General features: G+C 54.2%; 21 protein-coding genes and 2 pseudogenes. 16 read left to right on the top strand and 7 right to left on the bottom strand.

The features are described from left to right. Positions 1-17 precede the first annotated feature (17 nt). On the top strand, positions 18-869 hold the full coding sequence (locus tag AMS69_RS14995; RefSeq protein WP_053968857.1) for a hypothetical protein: 852 nt from the start codon (positions 18-20) through the stop codon (positions 867-869). A 91-nt stretch (positions 870-960) separates the two neighbouring features. On the opposite strand, the pseudogene AMS69_RS20015 reads toward AMS69_RS14995, so the two are convergent. After that, positions 961-1,309 (bottom strand): annotated as a pseudogene (locus AMS69_RS20015) (hypothetical protein); the annotation flags it as partial. A gap of 237 nt (positions 1,310-1,546) precedes the next feature. Here AMS69_RS20015 and AMS69_RS14985 point away from each other — a divergent pair. Next, entirely contained in the window at positions 1,547-2,794 is a 1,248-nt protein-coding gene (locus AMS69_RS14985) for an ABC transporter substrate-binding protein (protein WP_053968855.1), read from the top strand. 509 nt (positions 2,795-3,303) lie between these two features. Further along, positions 3,304-3,573 carry a hypothetical protein gene (locus AMS69_RS14980; protein WP_053968854.1) on the top strand — a complete coding sequence of 90 codons (270 nt, stop codon included), beginning with the start codon at positions 3,304-3,306 and terminating at the stop codon, positions 3,571-3,573. 225 nt (positions 3,574-3,798) lie between these two features. Here the strand turns inward: AMS69_RS14980 and AMS69_RS14975 are convergent, their stop codons facing one another. After that, the gene (locus AMS69_RS14975) at positions 3,799-4,179 is read right to left on the bottom strand and encodes a helix-turn-helix transcriptional regulator (protein ID WP_238378526.1); all 381 of its coding nucleotides are present in this window, start codon (positions 4,177-4,179) and stop codon (positions 3,799-3,801) included. A gap of 52 nt (positions 4,180-4,231) precedes the next feature. On the opposite strand from AMS69_RS14975, the gene AMS69_RS14970 reads away from it, so the two are divergent. From AMS69_RS14970 to AMS69_RS19810, 7 genes are all read left to right on the top strand, one after another. Continuing rightward, complete coding sequence (locus AMS69_RS14970) at positions 4,232-5,428, top strand: ABC transporter substrate-binding protein (protein WP_053968852.1); 1,197 nt, start codon at positions 4,232-4,234, stop codon at positions 5,426-5,428. 484 nt (positions 5,429-5,912) lie between these two features. Continuing rightward, positions 5,913-7,223 (top strand): ABC transporter substrate-binding protein, encoded by a 1,311-nt coding sequence (locus tag AMS69_RS14965; protein WP_394325233.1) that lies wholly within the window; start codon positions 5,913-5,915, stop codon positions 7,221-7,223. A 165-nt stretch (positions 7,224-7,388) separates the two neighbouring features. Then, positions 7,389-8,921: an ABC transporter substrate-binding protein gene (locus tag AMS69_RS14960; protein ID WP_053968851.1), complete on the top strand. Its 1,533-nt coding sequence runs from the start codon at positions 7,389-7,391 to the stop codon at positions 8,919-8,921. Then, the gene (nikB, locus tag AMS69_RS14955; RefSeq protein ID WP_053968850.1) at positions 8,918-9,868 is read left to right on the top strand and encodes a nickel ABC transporter permease; all 951 of its coding nucleotides are present in this window, start codon (positions 8,918-8,920) and stop codon (positions 9,866-9,868) included. The genes AMS69_RS14960 and nikB overlap by 4 nt, the downstream gene beginning before the upstream one ends. Further along, the gene (gene nikC, locus AMS69_RS14950; protein ID WP_053968849.1) at positions 9,865-10,758 is read left to right on the top strand and encodes a nickel transporter permease; all 894 of its coding nucleotides are present in this window, start codon (positions 9,865-9,867) and stop codon (positions 10,756-10,758) included. Before nikB ends, nikC begins: the two co-directional genes overlap by 4 nt. A 2-nt stretch (positions 10,759-10,760) precedes the next feature. Further along, entirely contained in the window at positions 10,761-11,852 is a 1,092-nt protein-coding gene (locus AMS69_RS14945) for an ABC transporter ATP-binding protein (protein ID WP_053968848.1), read from the top strand. Beyond that, positions 11,839-12,906 carry an oligopeptide/dipeptide ABC transporter ATP-binding protein gene (locus AMS69_RS19810; protein ID WP_077067816.1) on the top strand — a complete coding sequence of 356 codons (1,068 nt, stop codon included), beginning with the start codon at positions 11,839-11,841 and terminating at the stop codon, positions 12,904-12,906. The genes AMS69_RS14945 and AMS69_RS19810 overlap by 14 nt, the downstream gene beginning before the upstream one ends. Positions 12,907-13,168: 262 nt before the next feature. On the opposite strand, the pseudogene AMS69_RS20270 reads toward AMS69_RS19810, so the two are convergent. Continuing rightward, positions 13,169-13,285 (bottom strand): annotated as a pseudogene (locus AMS69_RS20270) (IS6 family transposase); the annotation flags it as partial. Positions 13,286-13,360: 75 nt separating this feature from the next. Continuing rightward, complete coding sequence (locus tag AMS69_RS14935; RefSeq protein WP_077067815.1) at positions 13,361-13,699, bottom strand: DUF7344 domain-containing protein; 339 nt, start codon at positions 13,697-13,699, stop codon at positions 13,361-13,363. A gap of 1,418 nt (positions 13,700-15,117) precedes the next feature. Here AMS69_RS14935 and AMS69_RS14930 point away from each other — a divergent pair. The 3 genes from AMS69_RS14930 (at position 15,118) to AMS69_RS20265 (ending at position 16,981) form a co-directional block, all read left to right on the top strand. Next, positions 15,118-15,675: a TetR/AcrR family transcriptional regulator gene (locus tag AMS69_RS14930; protein WP_053968846.1), complete on the top strand. Its 558-nt coding sequence runs from the start codon at positions 15,118-15,120 to the stop codon at positions 15,673-15,675. Between the two features lie 196 nt (positions 15,676-15,871). Then, positions 15,872-16,621 carry an SDR family NAD(P)-dependent oxidoreductase gene (locus AMS69_RS14925; RefSeq protein ID WP_053968845.1) on the top strand — a complete coding sequence of 250 codons (750 nt, stop codon included), beginning with the start codon at positions 15,872-15,874 and terminating at the stop codon, positions 16,619-16,621. A 216-nt stretch (positions 16,622-16,837) separates the two neighbouring features. After that, positions 16,838-16,981, top strand: a complete 144-nt coding sequence (locus tag AMS69_RS20265; protein WP_155119974.1) for a hypothetical protein — start codon at positions 16,838-16,840, stop codon at positions 16,979-16,981. Between the two features lie 604 nt (positions 16,982-17,585). On the opposite strand, the gene AMS69_RS14920 is transcribed toward AMS69_RS20265, so the two are convergent. Further along, positions 17,586-18,023 carry a hypothetical protein gene (locus AMS69_RS14920; protein ID WP_202904557.1) on the bottom strand — a complete coding sequence of 146 codons (438 nt, stop codon included), beginning with the start codon at positions 18,021-18,023 and terminating at the stop codon, positions 17,586-17,588. A 552-nt stretch (positions 18,024-18,575) separates the two neighbouring features. Between AMS69_RS14920 and AMS69_RS14915 the strand changes: the two genes are divergently transcribed. Together AMS69_RS14915 and AMS69_RS14910 are read left to right on the top strand one after the other, a co-directional pair. Continuing rightward, positions 18,576-19,532 carry a bile acid:sodium symporter family protein gene (locus AMS69_RS14915; RefSeq protein ID WP_053968843.1) on the top strand — a complete coding sequence of 319 codons (957 nt, stop codon included), beginning with the start codon at positions 18,576-18,578 and terminating at the stop codon, positions 19,530-19,532. A gap of 581 nt (positions 19,533-20,113) precedes the next feature. Beyond that, the gene (locus AMS69_RS14910) at positions 20,114-20,770 is read left to right on the top strand and encodes a lactate utilization protein (protein ID WP_053968842.1); all 657 of its coding nucleotides are present in this window, start codon (positions 20,114-20,116) and stop codon (positions 20,768-20,770) included. Between the two features lie 199 nt (positions 20,771-20,969). Here AMS69_RS14910 and AMS69_RS14905 read toward each other — a convergent pair whose 3' ends face one another. Then, positions 20,970-21,650 (bottom strand): hypothetical protein, encoded by a 681-nt coding sequence (locus AMS69_RS14905; RefSeq protein WP_238378517.1) that lies wholly within the window; start codon positions 21,648-21,650, stop codon positions 20,970-20,972. A gap of 282 nt (positions 21,651-21,932) precedes the next feature. On the opposite strand from AMS69_RS14905, the gene AMS69_RS14900 reads away from it, so the two are divergent. Then, a complete protein-coding gene (locus tag AMS69_RS14900; protein WP_053968841.1) occupies positions 21,933-22,295 on the top strand; it encodes a HalOD1 output domain-containing protein in 363 nt (120 codons plus the stop codon). Between the two features lie 542 nt (positions 22,296-22,837). Here AMS69_RS14900 and AMS69_RS14895 read toward each other — a convergent pair. Continuing rightward, complete coding sequence (locus AMS69_RS14895; protein WP_053968840.1) at positions 22,838-24,082, bottom strand: Cdc6/Cdc18 family protein; 1,245 nt, start codon at positions 24,080-24,082, stop codon at positions 22,838-22,840. Positions 24,083-24,236: the final 154 nt, after the last annotated feature.

The following is a 24,236-nucleotide window of genomic DNA, read 5'->3' as shown; positions in this document are numbered from 1 at the left end:
TCTTGACGGGAGTGGCGATGGGGGCGGGAAYGACCAGTGTCGAAGTCCAGCCATCGACTGAGACCGTTACGGTTGGCAACACAACCACCGTTGATGTCGTCGTCACGTCGACTACAGGCGGGGTCGGCTCACTAGATATCGAGATTGCAAGTACCAACGAATCGGTTGCAACAATCTCAAACACGACTGTTGCTGGGACCCCAGAAACAGTCCAGTCCTCTGAAGAAAGCAATGGCGTTCGCATTGCGGCGACTGGAATGGATACCGCTGACAGTGGCTCGGCGTCTGTTGTCTCGGTGACGCTCACGGGCGAGGCTGTCGGGACGAGCGATGTGGACCTGACCGTTGCAGCCGTCGGTGACGAATCCGGGAACGCGTACAATGTCACCAGTGTAGGTGGTGGAACGCTGACAGTCGAGTCCGGAGATGACACAACAGCAACCCCAACGGAGACGCCAACACCAACTCCGACTGAGACAGAAACTCCTACCGAGGAGGACTCTTCGAGTTCCGGCGGTAGTAGTGATGACGACGACGATGATAGCGATTCAAGGAGCAGTGACTCGAGCGACTCCAGCGACACAGCGACGGACACACCGACAGTAACGGAACCGACGCCCAGCGACACGCCAACAGCGACGACGACGACCGAAGTGACTGAACGCTCGACCGAAACGGACACCGAGGAATCAACCCCAACCCAGACCAACAGTGGTGGGCCAGCAATCACTCCGAACGTGACGGACACACCGTCTCAGACCGCGACCACAGACGTCGAGCCGTCGGGCGGCTCACCCACGAATCTGCTCATCGGTGGGAGTATTCTCGTGGCTGTTCTCGGTGGGATCATCATCTACCGTCGGTTGTAGAAGCGATTCCAAGACACACGAGACATTCTCACCTCACTGACGACTCAATTGGAGGTCGTCTGTAGCTTCCTGTTAACGAGCAGCAGGCAACCTACCCACCGTGGATGATATCATTCGCTTCATTGCGTGTCCGCTTTGCGGCCTCTTGGGCGTAGCCTTCGTGGGTCATCTCAATTGACTTGTGCAGGAGTACGTCCTGTGCCAACTGTGGATTTGACGTGTCACCACCGGAAGCCGTTCCGCTCTTCATCATCAGAGACAGCGACGAGTTCCGCGCTGCGAGTACCTGAGTACGTGAGGAGGAAGACGAGTGCCTGGTCGCGGTAGGCCGCTGTCCTGTCGCTGTCGTTGCTTTCGCCGACTTCGTCGACGCAGGCCGTCGCAGTCGTACGTTCTATGTTGAGCACTCTGATTGATTTGTCCGTTCGCGTTTCTTCTGTGCTTACAGACCGGCCAATCAGTCAGCAGAACTAGTGCCGTCAGGAGACGCGACTCACTTTTGAATAGAACAGGGAAGGTCATTGACGCGAGAACAACGCTTGGTGGCGACAAATATCCGTACTGCGGACTCGCAGCTCCGGAACGTGGATTACTGATGTGTCCTCCCGTGCTGAGCGAGAGATTTGGTCGGTCTAAAATTCGGAAGGCTTTAGGATATTTAGGCTGGCCTAAATCATATGTCGAAAGAAAACAAAGAACCCAAGACACCGACGCGACGTGATTACATGAAGCACAGCGGCGAGGTCATCGGCTGCGGTCTACTCGCTGGCTGTACGGGCGATAGCCAGTCTAGAGGTGACAGTGGGTCGATGGACGACGGGACATCAACACCGAATCCCACAGAGACACCGATGTCGGGCCTGACTGAAACGGCAACAGAAACGGACAACAGAGGCATCAGTTACTCGGTAACGATGGAACCAATGGGAACTGTCGAGTTCGACGAGCCACCCGAGAACTGGGTGAGCTACCTCAGTACGTACGGCGACATGGGCATTGCCTTGGGCAAGGCGGATACCCTTCAGGGCCTATGGGATCCCGAAGGCATGCCAAACGTGTTCTATGACGTACTGCCGGACATCGATGTCTCCTTCGAGGACGTCTCGCCGGTTTCGGGTGATGATGAGTTCGACAAGGAGATATTCTACGAGTTGGACGCCGACATCCATCTGTTCGATCCAAACTGGATTGGCGTCTTGGCCGAAAATTGGAGTGAGAACGATATTGAGGAGATCACCAGCGGGATCGCTCCGTTCCTCGGTAACTACATCCGGCGACGTAGTGACGAGTGGCATGACTACCCGTACTACTCGCTGTACGACGCCTTCGAAATCGTCGCAGACGCCTTCGACGAGCGAGAGCGGTATGAGGCATTTGAATCCATCCACGACGATATGCAGGCAACAATCGAGGAGACGCTGCCGCCGTCAGAAGATCGACCTACTGTCGGGCTCGTGTCGGTTACCTCTAATTTCGAGGGGGCCACATTCTACGTGTACCCTGTACAGGACGGGAACAATCACAAGCAGTACCGCGATCTCGGGATGCGCGGAGCCTTCGATAACTACATTGAGGGTGGCTACGGCCAGTTCGATTACGAGCAATTGCTTGAGGTTGATCCCGATGCCATCGTGTTCCAGTACGGTTTCTCACATGTCTCGGCCGAGGAGTTCGAGTCCCGAATGGAAACGATGCGTTCGGATCCGGTCGGTAGTCAGTTATCGGCTGTTCAAAACGACCGACTGTACCGTGGCGGTACCGCTTACCAAGGGCCGGTCGTTAACCTCTTCCAGACGGAGGCGGCGGCGAGGCAATTCTACCCTGCTGTCTTCGGTGAGTGGAACGGAATAGAGACGCTTCGAGAGGATTCACTTACGCTGTTCGACCGCCAGCGAGTAGCAGATATCATCAACGGCACTGTTTAGCTGAGAGATTGAGGATCAGCGAGGTCCAACAAGAACTGGTAATTGGACTTACATACCCCGTGGAGAACGCTTAGAGAGTGAGTAGCGCCCAGTCTTTTGTCTGTTTGATGTTCCAGTCAACCCACAGAGATAGTGACCAGCCGTTCTTGAGCTATTGCAGTGAAGAAATCAAGACGCTACGTGGATCCGCAGCATCGTTGTCACGACCTCACTGCCAATGATGCGCCACTGACAGCCGTTCCAGGCAGCCTCGATGCGTCCGTAGCAGTGCTGCCCGCTCCCCTACCTACCAATCCAATAGTAGGCCCCAAGTGAACGTGTGTGAGGTCGCTGTGGCCGCGGCCCGCACGATTCAGTTTCGATGGCTACCCACATTCCGATTCCAACGCAAAAAGCTACGGAAACACGATATATCCGGGATTTACTCGCATTTACTCAACTAAAACCGCCCGAATTCGACATCATGACTTGGCCCCCTTATTATCTCCCACCCGATACGTCGAGTTGCAATGTTCGAAGCAGACCCGCTGACGATGGTCCAGTTCGCTAACGATGCGGCGCAGATAGCGATGCAGGCAGGCCCGCCGACAGACCTCCCCGCGCAGGTTCCGGACTTCGTCGGGAACATCCTGGCTGAGGTCAGCTCCGCGGCCGGCGGTGAGTCTGGTGGCCTCGGTGGGGCAATCAGTGGTATGAACTCGGCCGGCAATGAGGCCGGGGCCGCAGAGAACGCGACGTCGGCCGTGAACGGAGCCGCGGGCAATGCTCCTAGCCAATAAGCACGCACTGGTTCCGAGAGAAGGACCTGATCAAGCTGGTAGCGGAATGATATTCCGGCGTTGAACGCTTCTTTTGATGTCGCGTCGCGATGGGCTTGCAACCTGGTCGCCAATCGTGATATCAAGGAGATACAGTCCTGCTCAGGTTTACCGTCAGTCCTCGCACCATCAGGGCGACGGTGTGGACCGTTCACGAACCGATAAAACGCGAACGCCGACGGGCTGTTACGTGAGACGCACTACATTCCCCATTCCACGGCGCTTGCGCTCAATGAGGTCTCTAGTCTCGAGGCTGTCGAGCGTACGACTGACGGTCGCTTTTGAGAGGTCCGTTCGGTCGACGATCTCGCTCTGTGGTAAGACACCATCAGCGTCGAGTACTGTCTTATACACCAGTTCTTCATTGCTCGCCAGCCGTTCTGAGACGGGTGCCCACGCCTGCGGACGGGTCTGTAGTAGTTCGTGACAAATGTCGCCGGTCGACCGCTGTGTGCGTAAATCTTGGGTCTCGGTCTCCGATGTCGTTGCCGACGTCGAGTCGCCACTAGTGAGAAGCACTGTTGCGCTCGCTCCAGCCGCACATGCCGCGACAACGATGACAGCCACGGTACTGACCGAAAACCGCAATACGTAAATAGTTTTTAGGTAAGCCTAAAATATGCAGAATGGAGATATTTCGGACTGCTGTCAACGTCGGAGGGAAATACTGAAAACTGGCTGTAGTATCGTTGGCAGTGGGATAGTTGCTGGTTGTCTCGGTACCACCGATGGCTCGTCATCGGGTGACACCGCCCCCACGTCTCCACCGGATAAACAGTCAATGACAGAAGATGAGGACCCAACACCGTACGAAGTGACGGTCAAACCAGCCGGAACCCACACGTTTGATTCAGTGCCCGAAACCTATGCAAGTTTTCCCGGTGCTTGGATGGATATCGCGATGGCATTGGGTATCAAGCCATCTGCAATGATGTCTCTTGAGGAAGAGCGGCTGAAATACTACAGAGCACTTCCTGGCGTTGCTGTCGATCTGGATTCCGTAGAGACGCTTTTGGATTCCAACGATTCAGAGTTCGACAAGGAAGTGTTCTACGAGGTTGATGCTGACGTACACCTGATGGACCCGCGGATTCTCAAGCGGTACTCGGGGTGGAATGATGACGATCTTGAAGAGATAGAACACAACGTCGGTCCGATACTGGGATCGATGATCCGCTTCCCATACGAACGTGATCCGTACTACACACTGTACGAAGCTGCTGAGAAAGCAGCGGAAATCTTCCAGCGGCAAGAACGGTACGATGCATGGGTCGATCTCAAAGACGAGGTCTTTGCCGAGATACAGTCGCGGCTACCGGATGACAAACCGACTGTCGGCGCATTTATCATCGATTTCGATATTGAAGGCAAAAGCCTGCGGGCGGCAGAGATCGATGCATTCCGAAACGACACCAGAACCTTTCGTAAACTGGGCGTCAACAGTGCGTTCAAGGGGGACACCTATGTCCGATACAAAGAGATCGGTTACGAGAAACTCCTCGACGTTGACCCGGAATACATCGCACTTATCGATAATCTAACGACAGAAAATAACGAGTCCTTTCAGCAAACTCTCCAGGCAGCCAAGAATCACGAAACGCTGAGTGAGTTGACTGCGGTCCAAAACGAGAACTTCGTCCGGTCGGCCGGGACAAATATGGGGCCGATCATCGATCTATTTTCGGCGGAAGCAGTTGCGATGCAGTTGTATCCGGATGAGTTTGGCGAGTGGCCTGGGTCCGTCGGCGACGTTCCCACCGAGCAGCAGTTATTCGACCGACAGCGGGTCGCTGATATCATCAACGGAAGAGTGTGAATTGCCCGATAGGCTGTAGCTAGTTCCCGTGAAACTGCGAATGGCTCTCCTGAAGTTGCGTACAATATGGTATTTCAGGATAGGTGTGCGTTTCTTGTGAAACTTTGTTTTAGTTAACTAAACCATAATTGTTTTATTAGCGTCCCTTCCGTATCACACATGATGTCGAGATTTATACAATATCTTCCGGCAAGCAGCCGCGTGCGATCATATTCTTCTGTCGGTATTACCCTCCTCGTCATGGCGTCGAGCAGAAAGGTGAGTGCGAGTGCCTAAACGCTGTTCGAGACGGGAACTGCTGGGCGGCGCTGTGGCTGGGGCCACTGGTCTGATTGCAGGCTGTAACAGCTCAGAGACCGATTCGCCAGCGTCGTTTACTGTTGCGTTAGCGCGAGATCCAACACGTGAGAAGTGGGAGGTCTACAACGGCATCACGCCGTACTACACTCACGTATTTGAGCCGCTCGTTGATACGACAGCGGAGATGGAAACCGCACCGCTGCTTGCTACAGACTGGGTAGCCGTCGATGAGACGACGTGGGAGTTTTCATTGCGGGAAGGTGTCACCTTCCATAACGGAGACCCCCTCACAGCCGACGCGGTTGTCCACTCCTTTGACCGCGTTTTTGAGCAGTGGTCGTGGGTTCCAGGCTGGATCGGTGTCGCGTCTGACGGCGTCACCGCAGTAGATGACACCACTGTTCGGTTCGAGACAACGGAACCATTCCCTGCGTTTCCTGGCACAATATCACACCAGTATTTCGGCATTCAGCACCCTGATGAAAGCGAGACGCCGACTGGGACAGGCCCGTTTGAGGTCGATGAGATCACGGCAGGACAGTCAATCACGCTTACCCCGTTTGCTGACTATCGGGACGGGGCAGCTACCCCCACAGAACTCACTTTCGAGTGGATCAAGGACCCTAACACGCGCGTGCTGTCTCTTGAAAAAGGTGCAGTCGATATCGCCCAACAAATCCCGAAAAGCCGGGCTACGGCGCTTGCCGAGGCTTCGGAGACGAGGATAGACACGTATCTCACACCTGAGGCTGGGCTCGTCGCAGTCAATCTATACCGGTCGCCGACCGATGACGAGCAACTGCGAAAGGCACTCAACTGGGCTGTCGACCAGAGCCAGATCGTCGAGAACGTCCTCAACGATATCGGCAAGCCAGCGCGCGGACCGATTTCGTCTACTATTCCATGGTCTGTTCACGATGACCTCCCAACCTACGGGCCAGACCTGGATCGAGCACGGGAGCTCGTTGAAGCGTCCAGATACGACGGTGAGACACTCTCGATTCTGATCAATAGCAAAAATGCCGACGATAGAACGATCGCACAGACGCTTTTGGGTTGGTTCAAAGAGATCGGTGTCACAAGCGAGATTCGACAGGTCGATCCGGCATCGTTCAACGATAGGTTCACCGCGGGCGAAGCGAACCTGACACTCGTCGGTTTCGGATCGAACAGCGCTGCCTGTGACTATCTTATTCGGGCAATGTTCCATTCCGAAGGCAGTGACAATCGGAACCGCTACAAGCAAGACGGCACCGGCATCTACAATCCTGGTCCGGAAGTCGACCGCCTCATCGAGCAGGGATACCGGGCAGAAAATCTGGAAGCAAAACGGGACTACTACGGTGACGTCCAGCGGCGCGTGGTAGATACCGGAGCGGTCATCCCGCTGTACTACAACGAGTCCGTCTTCGGCCGGCGGGCGGCCGTCTCCGGTATCGACGGCCACCCGATAGATAAGATGATCGAATGGGCCGGGCTCACGCGAAAGCAATGAACGGGGATGGCGTGAGCGTAGGGTTCCTGCGTTCCCGGTCAGGCACGGGCAGGATTCGCCATCTGTGGCCGATATGCCAACCGCCACCAGCCAGTGATTCTGAGGCACTAGGCCAGATGGTATCGACGAGAAATCGAATGAGATGGATGGGATGTGTGATATCGCATGTATAAATTCACGCGACGACAGACAGTGTTTGCAGCTGCGGCCGGTATTTCCGGCCTCAGTGGGTATTGGTTACAAAGCGACGATGGCGTAAACGATGACACGTTCAGGGTTGGCTCACCTTGGACGCCGGATGTCATAGACCCTGTGACAAACGGCTGGCTCTGGCGACGCCTCACTGTGCTTGAGCCACTGCTTACCGTCGATTACGATGCGACTGTGTCACCGGGCTTGGCCACCGACTGGCACATGGTCAGCGACAGGACGTGGGAGTTCACACTCCGTGAAGGTGTCACGTTCCACGACGGTACCGACGTGACCGCAGAAACGGTACTCCCATCACTCACACGAGCGTTCGAATCAAGTTCGATGGCTGCAGTTCCGGTCGAATCGGTCGAAGCCACTGCTGACCGCACGATTACAATTCAAACTGCAGTTCCGTTTTCACCGCTGCCAGCCCACTGTACCCGTGGGATTACCTGCCCTGTTTCACCGTCTGCAATCGACAGCGATGGGTCAGTCAATGAGCCGGTCGGTACTGGGCCGTTTCAATTCGAAAACTGGGAGCCAGGCTCAACAATCACAGCGACCGCTAACCCGGACTACCACGGGTCGACCGCACATATCGAGACGCTAATCTACGAAGGGATTACTGACGATCAGACTCGGCGACTGAAGCTCGAAAGCGGGGAGCTGGACATGGCACGTATCCTTCCGAACAAGGCAGCGGATACACTTGCGTCCAGTCCCGACCTTACTGCTTACACGTACAAGATCCCGCGAGCCAGATACCTCGTGTTCGACCTCGACTCTGCACCGTTTGCGGACAGAGCCGTTCGCAGAGCGGTGATGTATGCTATCGACCGGGATCACATCGTTGACTCGTTGCTGAATGGGCTGGGGTCGAAAGCGGTCGGTCCGTTCCCATCGGATGTAACTGAGTGGGCCGCAGAGCTGGAACCGTACGAATACTCACCTGAGAAGGCACGGAGCCTGCTCGCTGAAGCAGGATGGGAAACAAATGGAGACAGCCGTATCCGTGATGGCGAGGAATTGTCTGTTTCGATCTGGACATACAACACCCGTCCGTTACTGCCCACAATTGCCGAGGTGCTACAGACGCAGCTTCAGGCGGTTGGCTTCGATGTCGATATTTCAGTCATGGAGTCCTCGACAATCAAGCAGCAAGCAACGAACGGTGAGTTTGATACCGTTCTGTGGTCGAGTTCAGTGCTATGGTATCCTGACCCGGACCGACTGTCTGACCTCGTTCATTCGGAGACAGCGACGATGTTCAGTGGCTACGAGAACGAAGCAGTTGATCGGCACCTCGAAACAGCTAGACGGACAGCCGACCGTGACGAACGGTTCGAGCAATACGCAGCGGTCCAGCGGCATATTCAGCGTGACCTCCCGCTCGGCTGGCTCACCTACTACGCAAACGTCATCGGAACACGTGCCGACGTTGAGGGATACCGGCCCCATCCCGTCGAATCCTGTTACCATCTGGAGGAGGTCACACAGCAGCGATGACCGGAGCGGAACTCTGCAAACGACTGCTGACGATGGCAATCGTTCTGCTGGGCGTGTCGCTGCTCACCTACGGGCTGATCTTCGTCACACCGGGTGATCCGGCGCGAACGATTCTGACCCAACAGATGGGCGGACAAGCCCCATCTCAGGATGCAGTTGATCAGTTTCGAGCGGACAATGGGCTTGACGATCCCTTCATCGTCCAGTATGCCCGCTGGATGGGGAACGCAGTGCAAGGTGACCTCGGACAATCGTACTACAGCGACCGGTCTGTCTCTGATATGATTGTCCAACGGTTGCCGAATACAATCGCACTCGCTGTTGCATCGATGGTCGTCGCGCTTGTAATAGCTCTCCCAGCCGGAATTGCCAGTGCGAGTAATCCCGGCAGTCGAACCGACTATGCAGCACAGATTGGCTCGCTAATGGGGGTCTCAATGCCGAACTTTTGGCTTGGCTATCTGCTTATTATCGTCTGTGCGCTCCGTCTCAACCTCTTTCCGGTGGCCGGCGCGGCTGGACCGAAATATCTGGTCCTCCCCTCACTGACGCTTGGCTCTGGAATGGCTGCGGTTATCGCGCGGCTGGTCCGAACAGCGATGCTTGATGTCCTTGATGACGCGTACATCCAGGCCGCCAGATCGAAAGGGTTGCGCGAACGGATTATCGTTTATAAACACGCGCTCCGGAACGCGCTTGTACCCGTCGTGACGATTATTGGCTTGCAGCTGAGTTACGTGCTTAACGGCGCAGTTGTTATCGAGGTAGTATTTCAGCGTCCGGGTCTGGGCACGTTACTTGTTGATGCAATCTTTGCTCGTGACTACCCGGTTGTACAGGGCGTGACACTGCTAATAGGCGTCATCTTTGTCTTGGTGAACTTTGCAGTCGACCTGATGTACAGCCGACTTGACCCGCGAATCGACCTCGGCGGTGAGTACACATGAGGGACCGAGCAGCCAACGGTAGAGATAGACAGAAAGTCAACAAGCGGCAGGAATGGACTGACAGACTCGCAACGGACCGCCTCGGACAATTCGGAATCGGAGTTGTGCTCGCGTTACTCGTCCTTGCGGCACTTGGACCCGTTGTTTCGCCCTACGATCCAGTCGAACAGGACCTTTCGAACAGGCTTGAATCTCCGTCACTGTCCCATCCGTTCGGGACCGACCAGCTCGGTAGAGACGTACTGACTAGACTCGTTCATGGTGCGCGATTCTCGCTCGGTATCGCCGTCGCTGTAACCACTGTGCGGCTTATTATGGGGACAGCAGTCGGTCTCGTCGCCGGCTACGCTGGTGGCTGGATTGATGAGGCACTGATGCGACTTGTCGATATACTGCTTGCGTTCCCCGGAATCGTCCTCGCACTTGTCATCGCCGGGATTTTGGGGCCGAGTCTGGTGAACGTGATGCTTGCACTGGCGGTCGTTGGTTGGGCATCGTACGCACGGTTAGTTCGGAGTAGTGTACTCTCGCTTCGAGAGCGTGAGTTTGTAAGCGCCGCACGGTTGCTCGGCCGGTCACGAGCGCACATCGCGATTCGCCACTTATTACCGAACGTCGTTGCACCAGTCGTCGTTCTGGCAACGCTTGACATCGGCAGCGTCATTCTCGGTACAGCGGGACTTTCATTCCTTGGACTGGGCGCACAGCCACCCACACCTGAATGGGGGACAATGCTTGCATCCGGACGCAGCTATCTCAGACAGGCGTGGTGGCTTGTCAACGCGCCGGGCCTCTGTATCATGCTCACCGTGCTCGGATTCAATCTTCTCGGAGACAGCCTTCGAGAGATGCTTTCACCTACGCAAACAGCACAGATGGAGGAACTGTAGCAATGAGCAGACCACTGCTTCGCGTTGAGAACTTACAGACTCGTTTCGACACTGATCACGGAATTGTCGACGCGGTCAACGGGGTATCGTTCACCGTTGACCAGGGCGAAATTGTCGGTATACTCGGCGAAAGTGGGAGCGGCAAGTCTGTCACTGCCAGGTCAATTTGCCGACTCGAAGATCCCGGAGAAATCGTTGGCGGCTCAATTACCTTCGCTGATAGAGAGCTAACAACTGCTACTGAAGCGACACTGCGTCAGCTACGTGGGAATAAGGTCTCGATGGTCTTTCAGGACCCGACGGAAAGCTTGAACCCTGTGTTTCCGGTCGGTGAACAGATCGCTGAATCGGTTCGAATACACCAATCGAGCGAGACACAACGTCTGCTAGATTTCCTCGGTGTGTCACCGTTCCGAGATCGGTCAGCGTGGAAGAACGCACGGGAGCACGCAATCGGGTTGCTGGACCAAGTTGGTATCCCGAACCCTGAAGCAAATGTATCGTCATTTCCACACGAGTTCTCTGGTGGCCTCCGACAACGAGCAGTCCTCGCCATTGCACTGGCAAGTGAACCCGCATTGCTGGTTGCCGACGAGCCCACAACAGCACTTGACACGACCACACAGGCAGATATTCTCAGTCGATTACGCTCGCTACGTGACGAGCAGAACACCGGTATACTCCTTATTTCCCACGATGTCGGTGTAATTGCACAGACATGTGACCGTGTCGTGGTACTCTACGACGGAGAGGTAATGGAAGCCGGTCCCGTTGAGCGAATACTGACCGCACCGGAACATCCGTACACGAGAGCACTCCTTTCGTGTTCGGTCCGAAACAGCGACGCTGACGAGCAAGCTCAGTCCGTCATGGCGCGTCTAGGGGACCCCAGCAGCAGCCACGAGGGCTGTCCGTTTGCCGACCGGTGCCAGCATGTGACTGAAGCGTGTCGCTCGGGGTCGGTTCCGACGACTGAGGACACATCGGACCACCGACTTGCCTGTCTCGAAGCACCGTTCTCTGAAGACAAGTTCGTGTCCGAACAGCAGGAGATTCCAGCAGCTAACGGGGGACAACAGAATGACACAGCGTAATCAGACTCCAGATGATGTGCAGTCTGGCACTCCTGTGATCGAAGTAGAAAACGTCTCGAAAGCGTTCTCACCGAAGCGATCCATCCTCGACAGATTGCGTAGCAGCGACTCAGCGGCGAAAGCGGTCTGTAATGTGTCCTTAGCAGTCCACCGTGGCGAAACGCTGGGACTTGTTGGTGAGAGTGGCTGTGGGAAATCAACACTCGCGAAACTCATAACCGGACAACTCACCCCGGACGATGGACAAGTTCGTCTCGATGGAACGTGTGTCGGTGACCTCTCAGAGCGTTCCACCGCGCAACGGCGGCGAATCGGCGTCGTGTTTCAACACGCCCGAGGGAGCTTTGACCCCCGGTGGCCTATCGGCCGATCAATTGCTGAAGCCGATGGCGATGCCACTTCGGCTTCACTACATGGCATCGGTCTTGACGAGGTTGCTGAGTTGTTGTGCAGTGTTGATCTCGCGCCAGAAATCGCTGACCGGTATCCGCAGGAACTCTCCGGCGGCCAGATACAGCGCGTCGCTCTCGCCCGAGCTATTGCACACGACCCCGATGTAATCGTGCTTGATGAGCCAGTGTCCGGACTCGATATGGCCACACAGGCGAGAGTCCTTTCGCTTCTCGCAGACATACAACAGCAGTTCGGTGTCGGCTACGTATTTATCTCCCATGACCTCAACGTCGTCAGGTTCCTCGCTGATAGGGTCGCGGTAATGTATGCTGGCGAACTCGTCGAAGTCGGGCGAGCAAACGAACTGTTCCAGTCCCCGAACCATCCCTATACTGAAGCGTTACTCCGTGCGATTCCGAGTGACGACCCACGAGATCCCCCACCAGTGCCGCTTCACGGTGCACCTCCTGACCCGGCAGATAGACCGGAGGGATGTCCGTTCCACCCACGTTGTCCGGCCGCGACACAATCGTGTCAGGAACACCACCCTTCACTCGAAGAGGTTCGAGAGACACACGTCCGGTGTCTTCATGCTCCGGAAGCGACCGGCGAAACAGACATAAATGAGGCCCATGCTGGAGATGGACTCGTATATGAGTAGATTCTGAACCCATGAAAACTGATTATTCTACTCAAGCGCAACGTTTTGTGGGTGCTTTCATAGACCGCTGACTTTGCTCTCGTCACAGAAGATGTCCTCATCAAGATAATTAACGGGATTACCGAGCAGGTCATGCCCAGAAACGCTTCAGCATTGTCTGTATAAATATTGCCGCCGGTCAGCGTGTTGATGCCTACAGTCTATCTTAACGCCTCTCATCTCCGGAAGATTGAACATAAATAATCTTATGAATCGGATAAGAACCCGCCGTATGGAGACGCACCCCAAATCGCCGGACGGGTGTCGGGGTGCGCTCGTTCTCCCAAACGTCTTGGCTGTCCTCATATAACGTTTCTCTGAGGAGGTCTGCGAGTTGCATAAGCACTTCTCGCTACGACCTCCTCGCTTCTCAAACTCGCTCAACTAGACAGTGCCACCGAAAGGGTGCGACAATTCACAGCCAATCGTCGGGGAGTTCGTCAGAGTGAGACACTAACAGCTCCAGCAGCGGTTGAATCTCGTTGAACTTCGGCCCTTTCCGTACCTCGTGGGAGTCCCGATCCCACTCAATGAAGCCGTACTCTTCCAGCTTTGGGAGATGGACGTGCTGCATTGAGATGAGCCGTTCTATAGCGTCCTGATCTTGTTCGGAATCATCGACGACGACTGGGGTGTCGTCTTGTGGATTGTGATCCAGCAGTCGTACCAGTATTTTGCGACGCTGGACGTTTGCCAAGGTCTTCAAGATATCGTCCAACGAGGTCGCCTGGCCTGCTTTCTCACTATTTGTCATAGCGCAGTTACGGGACTAGCACGTATGAGAGTTCGATTTTTTCAGCGTATGATTAGTTTTGATTATTTGGGTGAACAGCATTCAACTGGTGTGTGCTTGGAACCTACCGCATGTTAGTGGCTTCGCCACCGCACTCGGCAGAAGACGGTTGGGACGAGAGAGGTGGTGTGATTTGTGAACTCCTCAGTCAGTTCATACGGGGAACATCGAGATTACAGTTTTCGAAGGTCATGCCGAATTGGTAAATCGTGCTTTGGATCTCCACCCTCTATTGCTGGGCAGGATGTTCCGTCGGAGGAGCGGGAACGTTGACGCTGCAGAGGACTACTAATCAGTAGTATACTTTGAGAAGCTAATTTCAATTTGCCCGCAGATCTCATGCAGAACTGCCGATCACACTCCAGTCGTAGAGTATTGCCCTGTCATGTGCTGGCTACTCAATGTAGATTGTTGTGCCGTTCGTCGGGAGACAGTGCATCAAGATGCACAGCCCACAGCCACTCCGAAATATCGGCTTCAATACACTCAACAATCCATTTAACTGGTCAGTACAGAGGGTGAATCTACCAATCCAGCTGTACCAGATGTCAATAATAATCAAACGAGGGAATTGACCAACTTGCCGAGAAGGAGGATAACGACGAAAACACCGACCCAGATTACCACGGCCAGAAGGAAGTCGACCGGGCTCCCAGACCCTTCAAGCCCAATTTGTAGAATGGAGTACATGCTACTGAAAGGTACGTAGGGCTATCATGATAAAATACTGGGAGATGATGAATACGTAGACTCACCGAGCGGACATTTCTGGTGAACTCGTGAGAAACAACCGTCGGTCAGAAATTACTCGATAGTCGGCTAACCAACAGTCGGGTGTCGATCAGCTATTGTTGGTTAGCCACGCTGTGTATTGAGCCAGACTAGTTCTCTGGGTGTACTTCACGCGCGTATCCCGGCAACATTCCTGTCATCTGATGAGGTGCTCTATCGATTCGCCGCCTCGGGCTAACTCAGACTGCTCAGGGAAGGTATCCGTACCACGCTCGGAGAACGCTTCCGGTGAGACAGCCTCTTGCATCGCGTTGAGCTTCGACCGCTCCTCGAGCGTACTAGCTCATCACCAAGCTAGGGTCGGGTCCGTCGAAGCCCGTTGCCACCTGCTGGACTGTATTCGGTTGCTCAAGCGCATACTCGACCCAGTACTGTTGTTCGTGTTCTGTGGCGAATACAGTGTTTCTGCCTTCGTTGCAATAACAGGGATCAATCCGGCAGGCTGCACACGCTCTCAAACCCAACACTTCTCTAATCCAGTGTGATTGACCGAGACTCCGAAAAGACCACTTCATAGCGAGAGTATTACTCGGGTAGTGACTCAGTACACTGGTCCTGACGAGCTTGGGTCGACCAAGACAGCAATCATGCAGGCGACATATAACGCGCTGAGTAAGCACGGGTACGACAACCTCACTATTCAGGATATCGCCGACGAGTTTGAACGGAGTCGGACACTGCTCTACTATCACTACGATGGTCGTGATGAGCTACTGGTCGACTTCCTTGAGTACGTCCTGCATGACTTTCTTGAGCAACTACCAGATGGCGAAGGATCAGCACAGGAAGAGCTTGAAACACTTGTCGAGACGCTTCTCCCGACAACACTGGATGAAGACGTGTATCAGGTCCAGCTCGCCATGTTTGAACTTCGCGTAAACGGACCACACAACGAAGCGGCACGTGAGCAGTATCTACAGGTCGACAGAGAGATCAAGGACACGCTTGAGTCGATTTTCCAGCGTGGCATCGACTCTGGCACGTTTAGCGACATTGATCCAGTTGTTGAAGCAGAGCTGTTCTTATCAATCTTGACCGGTACTCGTACCCGCCGGCTCACTGTATACAAGCCCGAGCAATCTATCGCTGAACTGCGGACTGCAATTGATACGCAGGTTGAACGAATCACGACGGACTCGAACTAACTCGGGGTACGTTGTTCTTCGCCGGACTATGGCACATTAGTTCTTGAGATACCGCCGGCAACTGAGTTCGATTGCGATACCGGCTCGCAGTATCTGTATTTCCTTCATAGTCGTCTGTATACACTCTAAGCGGCCGGATTATCTGTTGCTGGGATCAACCAGAAACTATTTGACAAAATATTCAATATATAAGGGCATGTACGAGATGGGGAAGACTGTCGCACTTGTTACCGGCGCTGCATCTGGCATCGGTCGGAAAACGGCAACGCGTTTCGCCGAAGAGGGGGCATCTGTTGTTGTCGCTGACATCGATGCGGACGGCGGTGCTGAAACAGTCACACAGATCGAGGACCGGGGCGGGACCGCAACGTTTCTCGAAACGAATGTTGGCCGCTTGGAGTCAATTCAGTCGACAGTTGAGGCAACTGTCGACCGGTATGGACAGCTCGATTACGTCGTAAACAATGCAGCGACAGGGAACGAGCCTGCCCCGATAACTGACATTGAGGAGGATGAATGGGATCGCATCAATACGGTCAATCAGAAGGGTGTCTGGGGAGGGATGAAACACGAGATTCCAGCGCTGCAGGACTCTGGTGGCGGTGCAATAGTCAATGTCGCCTCACTGGCCGGGATACGTGCCAGCCCTGGCCGAACACCGTACGGTGCAAGTAAGCACGGTATCGTTGGGCTGACGAAATCGGCTGCACTTGAATTTGCAGATCAGGATGTCCGCGTGAACGCAGTCTGTCCAACAATCGTCGACACACCAGCCTTACGGTCACTGTCTGAAGCAGAGCAAGACCAGATCATATCGAAAGTACCGATGAAGCGACCTGCACAGCCAGAAGAAGTGGCAAACGCTATTCTCTGGCTCTGCTCGGACGAGGCGTCGTTCATTACCGGACAGGCGATACCGGTAGACGGCGGTGAGTCCCAGCAGTAATTAGCTGGTCTGACTGCCAAGGACAGTGAAAGCGTTTAGCTGTGATAGCGGGGACCTCGCGCACTCGTAACCGAATCAAGGCCCCACAGAAGGGTGCAGGGCGCGACGAGGCTAAGCAGCGTTTTAGTACATCACTACTCTGCTGTAGTTGGTTTCATCAGAACCCGTGTAGGTTCACCCCGTACTATTAATGGTAGCAGAGTAAAGGGTTCACTGATGAAAGTGAAGAACAGACTACAAGAAGCTCTTAAACAGGTTCAACTTGCCAAGGAAGAAGTGGACCGATCCGACGTTTCCCAAGAGCTTGACCAGAGTCTTGAAGCATTACAAAACGCGTTGGAATCATTCGAGGACGATTGATGTCCTTGCCAGTAACATCAAGGGTAGAGAATGTGTTGCGGCGTCACTCGATTCAATCTCACTCGACAACAGAGACTTGTACTTCCGAGAGAGGGAGTACCAAACACTCCGGGATAAATACCGACAAGCGCTGGGTAGTCATAGGGCTGCCACAGCTCAACGGTGTCAGTAGCATCGGTCAGTAGAGGTCATTGTGAGCAGTTGGACGAGATAAGCTGCTCCCAGCTTCGTCGCCAATCTATTGCATACCTTGATTATATGAAATAAACAGCATTACCTGTCACGGAGTGGTAAGATTCGAGAGCAGGAGAGCCTCTGACAAACGCTACGACTCAGAATTCATGTCATTAGTTCCAATTTTCGGCCAAAGCGGAGAGGTGGATACTGGACTGTAACCGTGAAGCACAGACTGGAGTCCGCTCTTCTCACACCCCGATTTGAGTCGGACACGCAGTCTCACTCATCTCAATACAGGCCAGGGACGTATCAAGGCCAAGAGAAGCACATATCAAACCTATGAAATATCATCTGCTGAATTCAGGGTCATAGTCAGTAAACTCAGCGGTTTTGAACTGGACTCTGCTTTGAAGCCGGCCCGTAGTTATCACTCATCGTGACCGAACTCTTGACAGCCGAATCTCTCCCTGTTCTCTGGCTGGGCACAGAGGTAATCAAGCCGTTTTTCCATTTCAGATCGCGACATACCTGTTTGACTTTCTCGGGACTCCGCAAGCCGGGCTTGACTGGCATTGAGTATTTTTTCTTTCCTTTCTAGTTCCGAAACGAGTCTTTCTACGTCCTGGTTCCGTGTTTCTAACCGATTGTTGAGTTCTTCAGCACGGGCTCGCGCAGCCTGTCGGTCTTCACGAGTCTCGTTCAGCTGTTCGCGCAGTTCCTCGTTTTCAGCGCGAAGGGCTTCGTTCGTTGTCTGTACGTCCTGTGCAGAATCCTGGAATGCAACTGTTGTCCCGACTATCCCGCTGGTGGCAACCACAGTGGCGATGAGTAGCCAAGAGCTAATATTGCGTGCAAGGGTGCTCACCGGCGGTCCACCTCTGTTGTAACCGAGGCACTGCACTGGTACCGCTCCCAGTGTGGCCGTATTGGGGGTTGATTGGTCATGTCCCAGCTTGATTGAGAAGTGCTACTAATCGTAGTTCCTAGTTGGTTACGTTTGGATAGCAGCGGCTCACCAATCAGTAGTAAGTAGCAGTATAGAGCATAGCCGAACCAGCCGATTATATCGTATCTGTTAGCAATATATCATATCAGCTGTACATTGCTGATTGGTTTCAGTGCCTTCCAGTTCTATTCAGCCAGTAGAAGTCTTCAGACAGAATGCATTGGATGGACCAGAGTATCTCTAAAAAGAGAGCCAGCGTTTAGCAGTTCAGCCACGGGAGTGGCTTCACTCTCAACTATTTTATCAGTCATCTGGGCTACTCTTGAAAGCAGCATCAGCTAGGTTTCCGATGGAGCAGTACTCGCTTCCAGCCGCGAGTTCGTCCGTCTGTGTCCCGACGATTCGGAGTAAACTTTTTTTTTACGTTGTTTATCATCCAGATATGTGACTTCGATATCAACACTTCGAGCGGTGAGTCGTGCTGCGAGCAAATACTTCGTCGTCTGGGTTATTATTCTGGCAGGCTTCGCTCTCGTCAGGCCGGATCCGTTCGTCCCAGTTTTGAATTACGTAACCCCGCTACTCGGGCTAATCATGCTTGGGATGGGGTTGACACTTCAGCCGACAGACTTTCGACGGCTGATCGAGGACCCGGTGGACATTGGCATCGGCGCGGTCACGCAGTGGTTGGTGATGCCTGCCGCTGCGTACGGGCTGTACGTCCTGCTTGATCTCCCAGATGCTGTCGGTATCGGCCTCATTCTAGTTGGTGCCGCCCCTGGTGGGACCGCATCGAACGTGATGACATATCTCGGTCGAGGCGACGTGGCCCTGTCCGTCGCCATCACGACCCTCACGACCATTGCAGCACCCATCGTGATGCCGGCCTGGGTAGTGTTTACTCTCGGTGAGCAGATCAGCGTTACCTTTGCAGAAATGTTCCAGAGCATCATTCAGATCGTCATTATTCCGGTGCTACTCGGGTTCACGCTCCGATACCTGCTGGACCGCTATTCGCCGAAAGCCGCTGAAATCGGGACCGACGTGTTCCCGGTTATCAGTGTGGCCGCCATCGTCGCAATCGTCGCCGGCGTCGTTGGGGCGAACGTGGACAACATTCTCACGGCAGGTCTGCTTGTTCTGGTGGCGGTCATTACCCACAACGCGATTGGGCTTGGTTCGGGATACGGTGTCGGTCTGGCAACTGGGATGTCGAAAGACCGCGTTCGGACCTGTGCGTTTGAGGTGGGCCTACAGAACAGCGGACTGGCGGTTGCGCTGGCGACGACCCTGTTCGAGCCTGCAGCCGCGCTCATCCCCGCGCTGTTCAGCGTTTGGCACAACATCACAGGGCCGGCGCTGGCGAGTTTCTTTAGCTGGCAGGGCGAGGAGCAGAATTCCGCTGGGGCTGTGCCGAGCGACGACTAAAGCACGGCTTTCCGCCGTACTCGATTGTCGGAGCTACCCGGTTTTCGGTGTTGCCGGACTACTATTTCTCTGCGTCCGACAGGCTTTGCCTGTGCGTCACCGGCGGTTGACAACGCTGAACGAGTGCCGACATTGCGGACAGTGATAAGTAGTCGTATATCCGGTACTCGAAACGTCCCAGTCTCCCCCGACCATCCCGCTCTCAAAATCACAGTCCGGGCAGAACAGTACCATCTTCGACGGTGTCCTGAAAGTGTCTGTAGGTTCCTTACGAGCCATTTTCATTGATGGCATAACATGACGAATGCGAGGCCATATATGCTACCCCCCGGTTTTCAGCAATTGATATCGGAGTAGACAGTCAGAGACCACCTGCTGTTTTCGGACAGGGACGCGTCCGGTCACGTCGGGGTTGAAAAATCTGCACCTTAGACAGCGGTGTTCACAGAGCGTCTATCGACGCAGTACATCATAACTGAGAATGGAGTATCACCAGTGTAACTACCTGACACCGGTGTCCGCGAGTACTTTTATGATAGCTACACCTCCATGTTGATGCTGCGACACTCACACAACGCAATATGTCTCAACAGAAATCAGATTACGCGGATGATGCTGACATCGACGAATCACTGGACGAGCTGGCCTCCGAGGAGACCATCGAGGAAACTGTCGAGAACCTAGAGGCAAACGGGTTCGATGTCGTCGTTGTTGACTCAGCCGACGATGCGCTCACGGAACTGCAGTCGCTCATCCCGGCAGAGGCGTCTGTAATGAACGGCCACTCAACAACGCTCGAAGAGATCGGCTTTGTCGACTACCTGACCGAGGGGGACCACGAGTGGGAAAGCCTTCCTGACCAGATATGGAGTATCGACGACGACGCGAAGCGCCAGGCTGCCCGCCGAGAGTCACAGACGGCCGATTACTTCCTCGGTGGCATCAACGGCATTTCCCAGACCGGCGAACTCGTCGCGGCAGACCGTTCGGGGAGCCGCATCGGTGCGTATCCGTTCGCGGCCAGTAACGTCGTCATCGTCAGTGGCGTGAACAAAATCGTGCCGACGCTCGAAGACGCGCTCGACCGACTGGAGAGCGTCGCGTACCCACTCGAAAACGAGCGTGCGAAGGAGGCTTACGGCGTCGACTCCGCAATCGCCAAGCAACTCATCCTCCGTCAAGAACTCGAAGAGGACCGTACGACCGTGGTCCTCATCCGGGACCACCTCGGCTACTGACTGTAGCATACCGAGCGGCCAGACGGTGGCAATCGGTCGCGTCGCCTTCTGTTGCCAATCTGTGGATATTATCCACGAAGGGACCCTGTATACTGAAACCGGTCGACACTCAGAGGCCGTCCCAGTAAGAATCCTAAGAAGTTTGTTGAAGAGTATTTGCTCTCCGAGTAGCCACACCAAGTCACGTCTAGCTGAGCGATTAACTGCCACCGTCAGCCATCGTGCCGCCACCGGGCATCGACTGGCAGTCTCCCTCGGGTTTCTGGATCGGGTCGACTGACCCCCAGGAGTGGAAGTCCCACTGCATTGAACCGGCTTCAATACGGCGCGGATATCCGGAGTCCGCGAGTATATAGTATGTAACCGGCTCCTGAGAGCCACTCTGAGAGATTTCATACACCAACACCGCTTCACCATCGATGGTATCACGGCCAGCCGGCGTGATGTCTGGATTTTCTTCCGGCCGGTTGGAGAACTGATCAGGATCAACCTCGTCACGGTCCATCCCCTGTTGCATCGTTCCTCGGAAACACTGCCCGCCAGCAACGGTATACGTCCTGTTCCCAATGTGATACAGCTCCATCTGTTGGCCCTGCTGGTTAAACGACCAGTACGTATCCCCCTGATAGAACCGACCAGTCATCTCAACAGTCCGTCCCTCAGACTGCATTGTGGCTGTCATCGCATACGATTCCGGGAACCGTGCGACCTGACCGAATTGTGTCGATTTGTCCTCGGTTCCGCCGACCGTCGATTTATCTGTAGCGGTTGTCGCAGCGGGTTCCGGCGTTGGTTCGGCACCACCGCCACTCTCTGTCGCGTCTGAGCCGCTGGTCTGGTCGCTGCTACAGCCGGCAAGTGCAATTACTCCCAGGCACACGCCTCCGAGTAGCCGCCGTCTGGGTAGTTTGTGCATGGAGATGGACACCTCAACAGTCAGATTCTACCCGTCAGTTCATGACTATTGTTATCATGTATTTCGATGTAGTCACCAATAGATTCGCTCGACATGTGTAGATGGTCAACAGGGCTATAGTATAGCTATGTAGTATAGTTCGATAAAATAGCTATTATGTCGTGAGATGATAGACACATAAAGCGCTCGTTATGCTCGAATATTCATACACCTATTATATGTACGTTCCAGTTGTGTATTACTTAAATGACTGACGAGAGCCAAGCGGATGAGGCTGATAGGGAGATAGGCCCGTTTGAAGCACCGGGTGGCACTATCACTGAGGTTCGGTATGACCCGGCCAGTGATCGGGAGCTTGCTGTAGTCATTGTTCAGGCGATCGCTGATCAGACGGGAAGAGAGATAAAATCGTATCATGAGTCCCCGTTGCACGAGTCTATCGATGTCGGAGCCATTGAGACACTACTGTTCGGCACACAACCAAACCAGTCAACCGGGCCAGCAACTCAGACCATCAGTTTTCAATACCAAGGCGTTCTGGTGACAATTCACGCTAACGGACTGATCGAGCTGGCGATTACTGACAACAGTGGTAGAAGGCAGGATTAGTCGCAATGGTACAAGCGCGTCTGGCTCGGTAGTTTGCCGCTTGTGTCTTTCGCCAAGTATCCAAACCGATTGACAGACATCTGAACTACAGACTTCTCAAATATTGGACAGCCACTCGATTGTAGCTAACATAACCGTATTGGGGAGCTTTACGAGGCGTCTCGATTGAGTTGTGTCGGAAGACCTTGGCAGACACGAGAGACGAGCCAAGGGATAGACAAGATCATCTCCAGTTTTTTCGAACAGGCAATCGTCTGGCGCAAAAATCAATGTTCAGCCAATACATTATGAAAGATAGTTTTATTCACACGTATTACTGTCACCTAATTCTCAAATGTAGTACCGATAGCTTTCACGTGAGCTGTTATCGCAGCAAAAGAAGAGATGTCTCAAAGAGACACCACCGTGTCCGGAGTTCTACGCGTTATTTGACGAAATGTGGGAGACCCCAGTCGTCGGCGACAACACCACTTTGTCCGCTGTTCTATATCCTGAAAACGGTCCCGTGTCGACTGGTTTCGACACCACAATGTCCGCCGTTCCTAAGTGGACTGAAAATCCGAGAGCGTCGCTTCGCTGTCGACGAGGTTAGTGACGGATTTGTGAATTCCAACATCGTCGACGGTTTTCTCAAGTGCTGCGAGAATCATTTCCGGGTCCATCTCGAGAGAGTATTCGCGATACGTTCCCCCACGGCGTCCCTCGTTCCGCTCGATTGCTGAGATAATGCCCAACATCGACAGCTCGCCGAGATGGTCACGCATCCGGCGTGGAACAAGCGGATCGATTCCCGCCTTTTCTGCGAAGTTCGTGTATCGAGGTCTGATATCCCGTGTTCGGGCCGGCGTCTTCCCTTCCTGGTCAAGCGTAACCATTGCGTACACAACCAGATGGCCGTGTTGGGTCAGTCCCGAGATGCCTTCCTGGATCCGACCGCGTTCCAGAACGTCGCGTGCCTCTCGAACGAGGTCTTCCGAGATCGTGTCTGTGGCTTTGTCGCGGGCCAAGTCACCCGTTTTCATGAGCAGGTCGAGTGATTGTCGCGCGTCACCGGCATCTTTCGCGCCGTAGGCAGCGCAGAGTTCGATGACACCATCTTCAAGAACACCATCGTGAAACGCTACGTCAGCGCGTTGTTGCAGGATCTGGATCAACTCCTTCGCGTCGTATGCGGGAAACTGGATCTCCTCCTCGCAGAGTGAACTCTTAACTTTCGGGGAGAGATCATCGCGAAAAGAGAAATCGTTCGAGATACCGATGATACCGATTTTCGCAGAACTAAGATTGTCATTTGCTCGCGCGCGCGGGAGTTGGTACAGAATACTATCGTCCTCAATGTGATCGACTTCGTCGAGAACAATATAGATAGTACCGCCACAGGAATCGAGTTCGGTCCACAGCATATCATACACCGTGGCACGAGGATATCCAGTCGTACTGATCTGACTCGTTTCGTCCCTGAATTCGTTGACGAGTCGGGTAGCGATCTGATAGCTGCTGGAGAGCCCATCACAGTTTAGCATCTTCACCGTGAGGTCGATATCCTCGTATTTCGCTGCGTCTTCTTCGAGATGGTCGATTAAATACCGCGTGCCGGCGGTCTTTCCGACTCCAGTTTTACCGTACAAGAAGATGTTGTTTGGCTGTTCACCGTTGATCACGGGCTGAAGAGCTGCTCGATACCGATTGAGTTCAGTATCACGCCCGACGAGGTTCTCAGGCTGATAGTCCTCTCGAAGGGCATCCCGGTCCAGGTAAATCTCGGTGTCGCGTTCGAACATCCCCATAGTCGTTGGTTGATGTATTGGAAGGAAGTCATATAAAACCACCCCTGTCCGGAGTGTCCGGAGTGTCCGCTGTTCTTCTATTTATAAGTAATCAGGGGGACCCTCCCACCCCACTATGTCCGCAGTAACTGAGATAGAAGAGGAGGGGGTAGAA

This window comes from Haloarcula rubripromontorii, assembly GCF_001280425.1.
GTDB lineage: Archaea > Halobacteriota > Halobacteria > Halobacteriales > Haloarculaceae > Haloarcula > Haloarcula rubripromontorii.
Note: the sequence above shows the minus strand (reverse complement) of the source record. Positions and strands in the feature narration are given on the sequence as shown.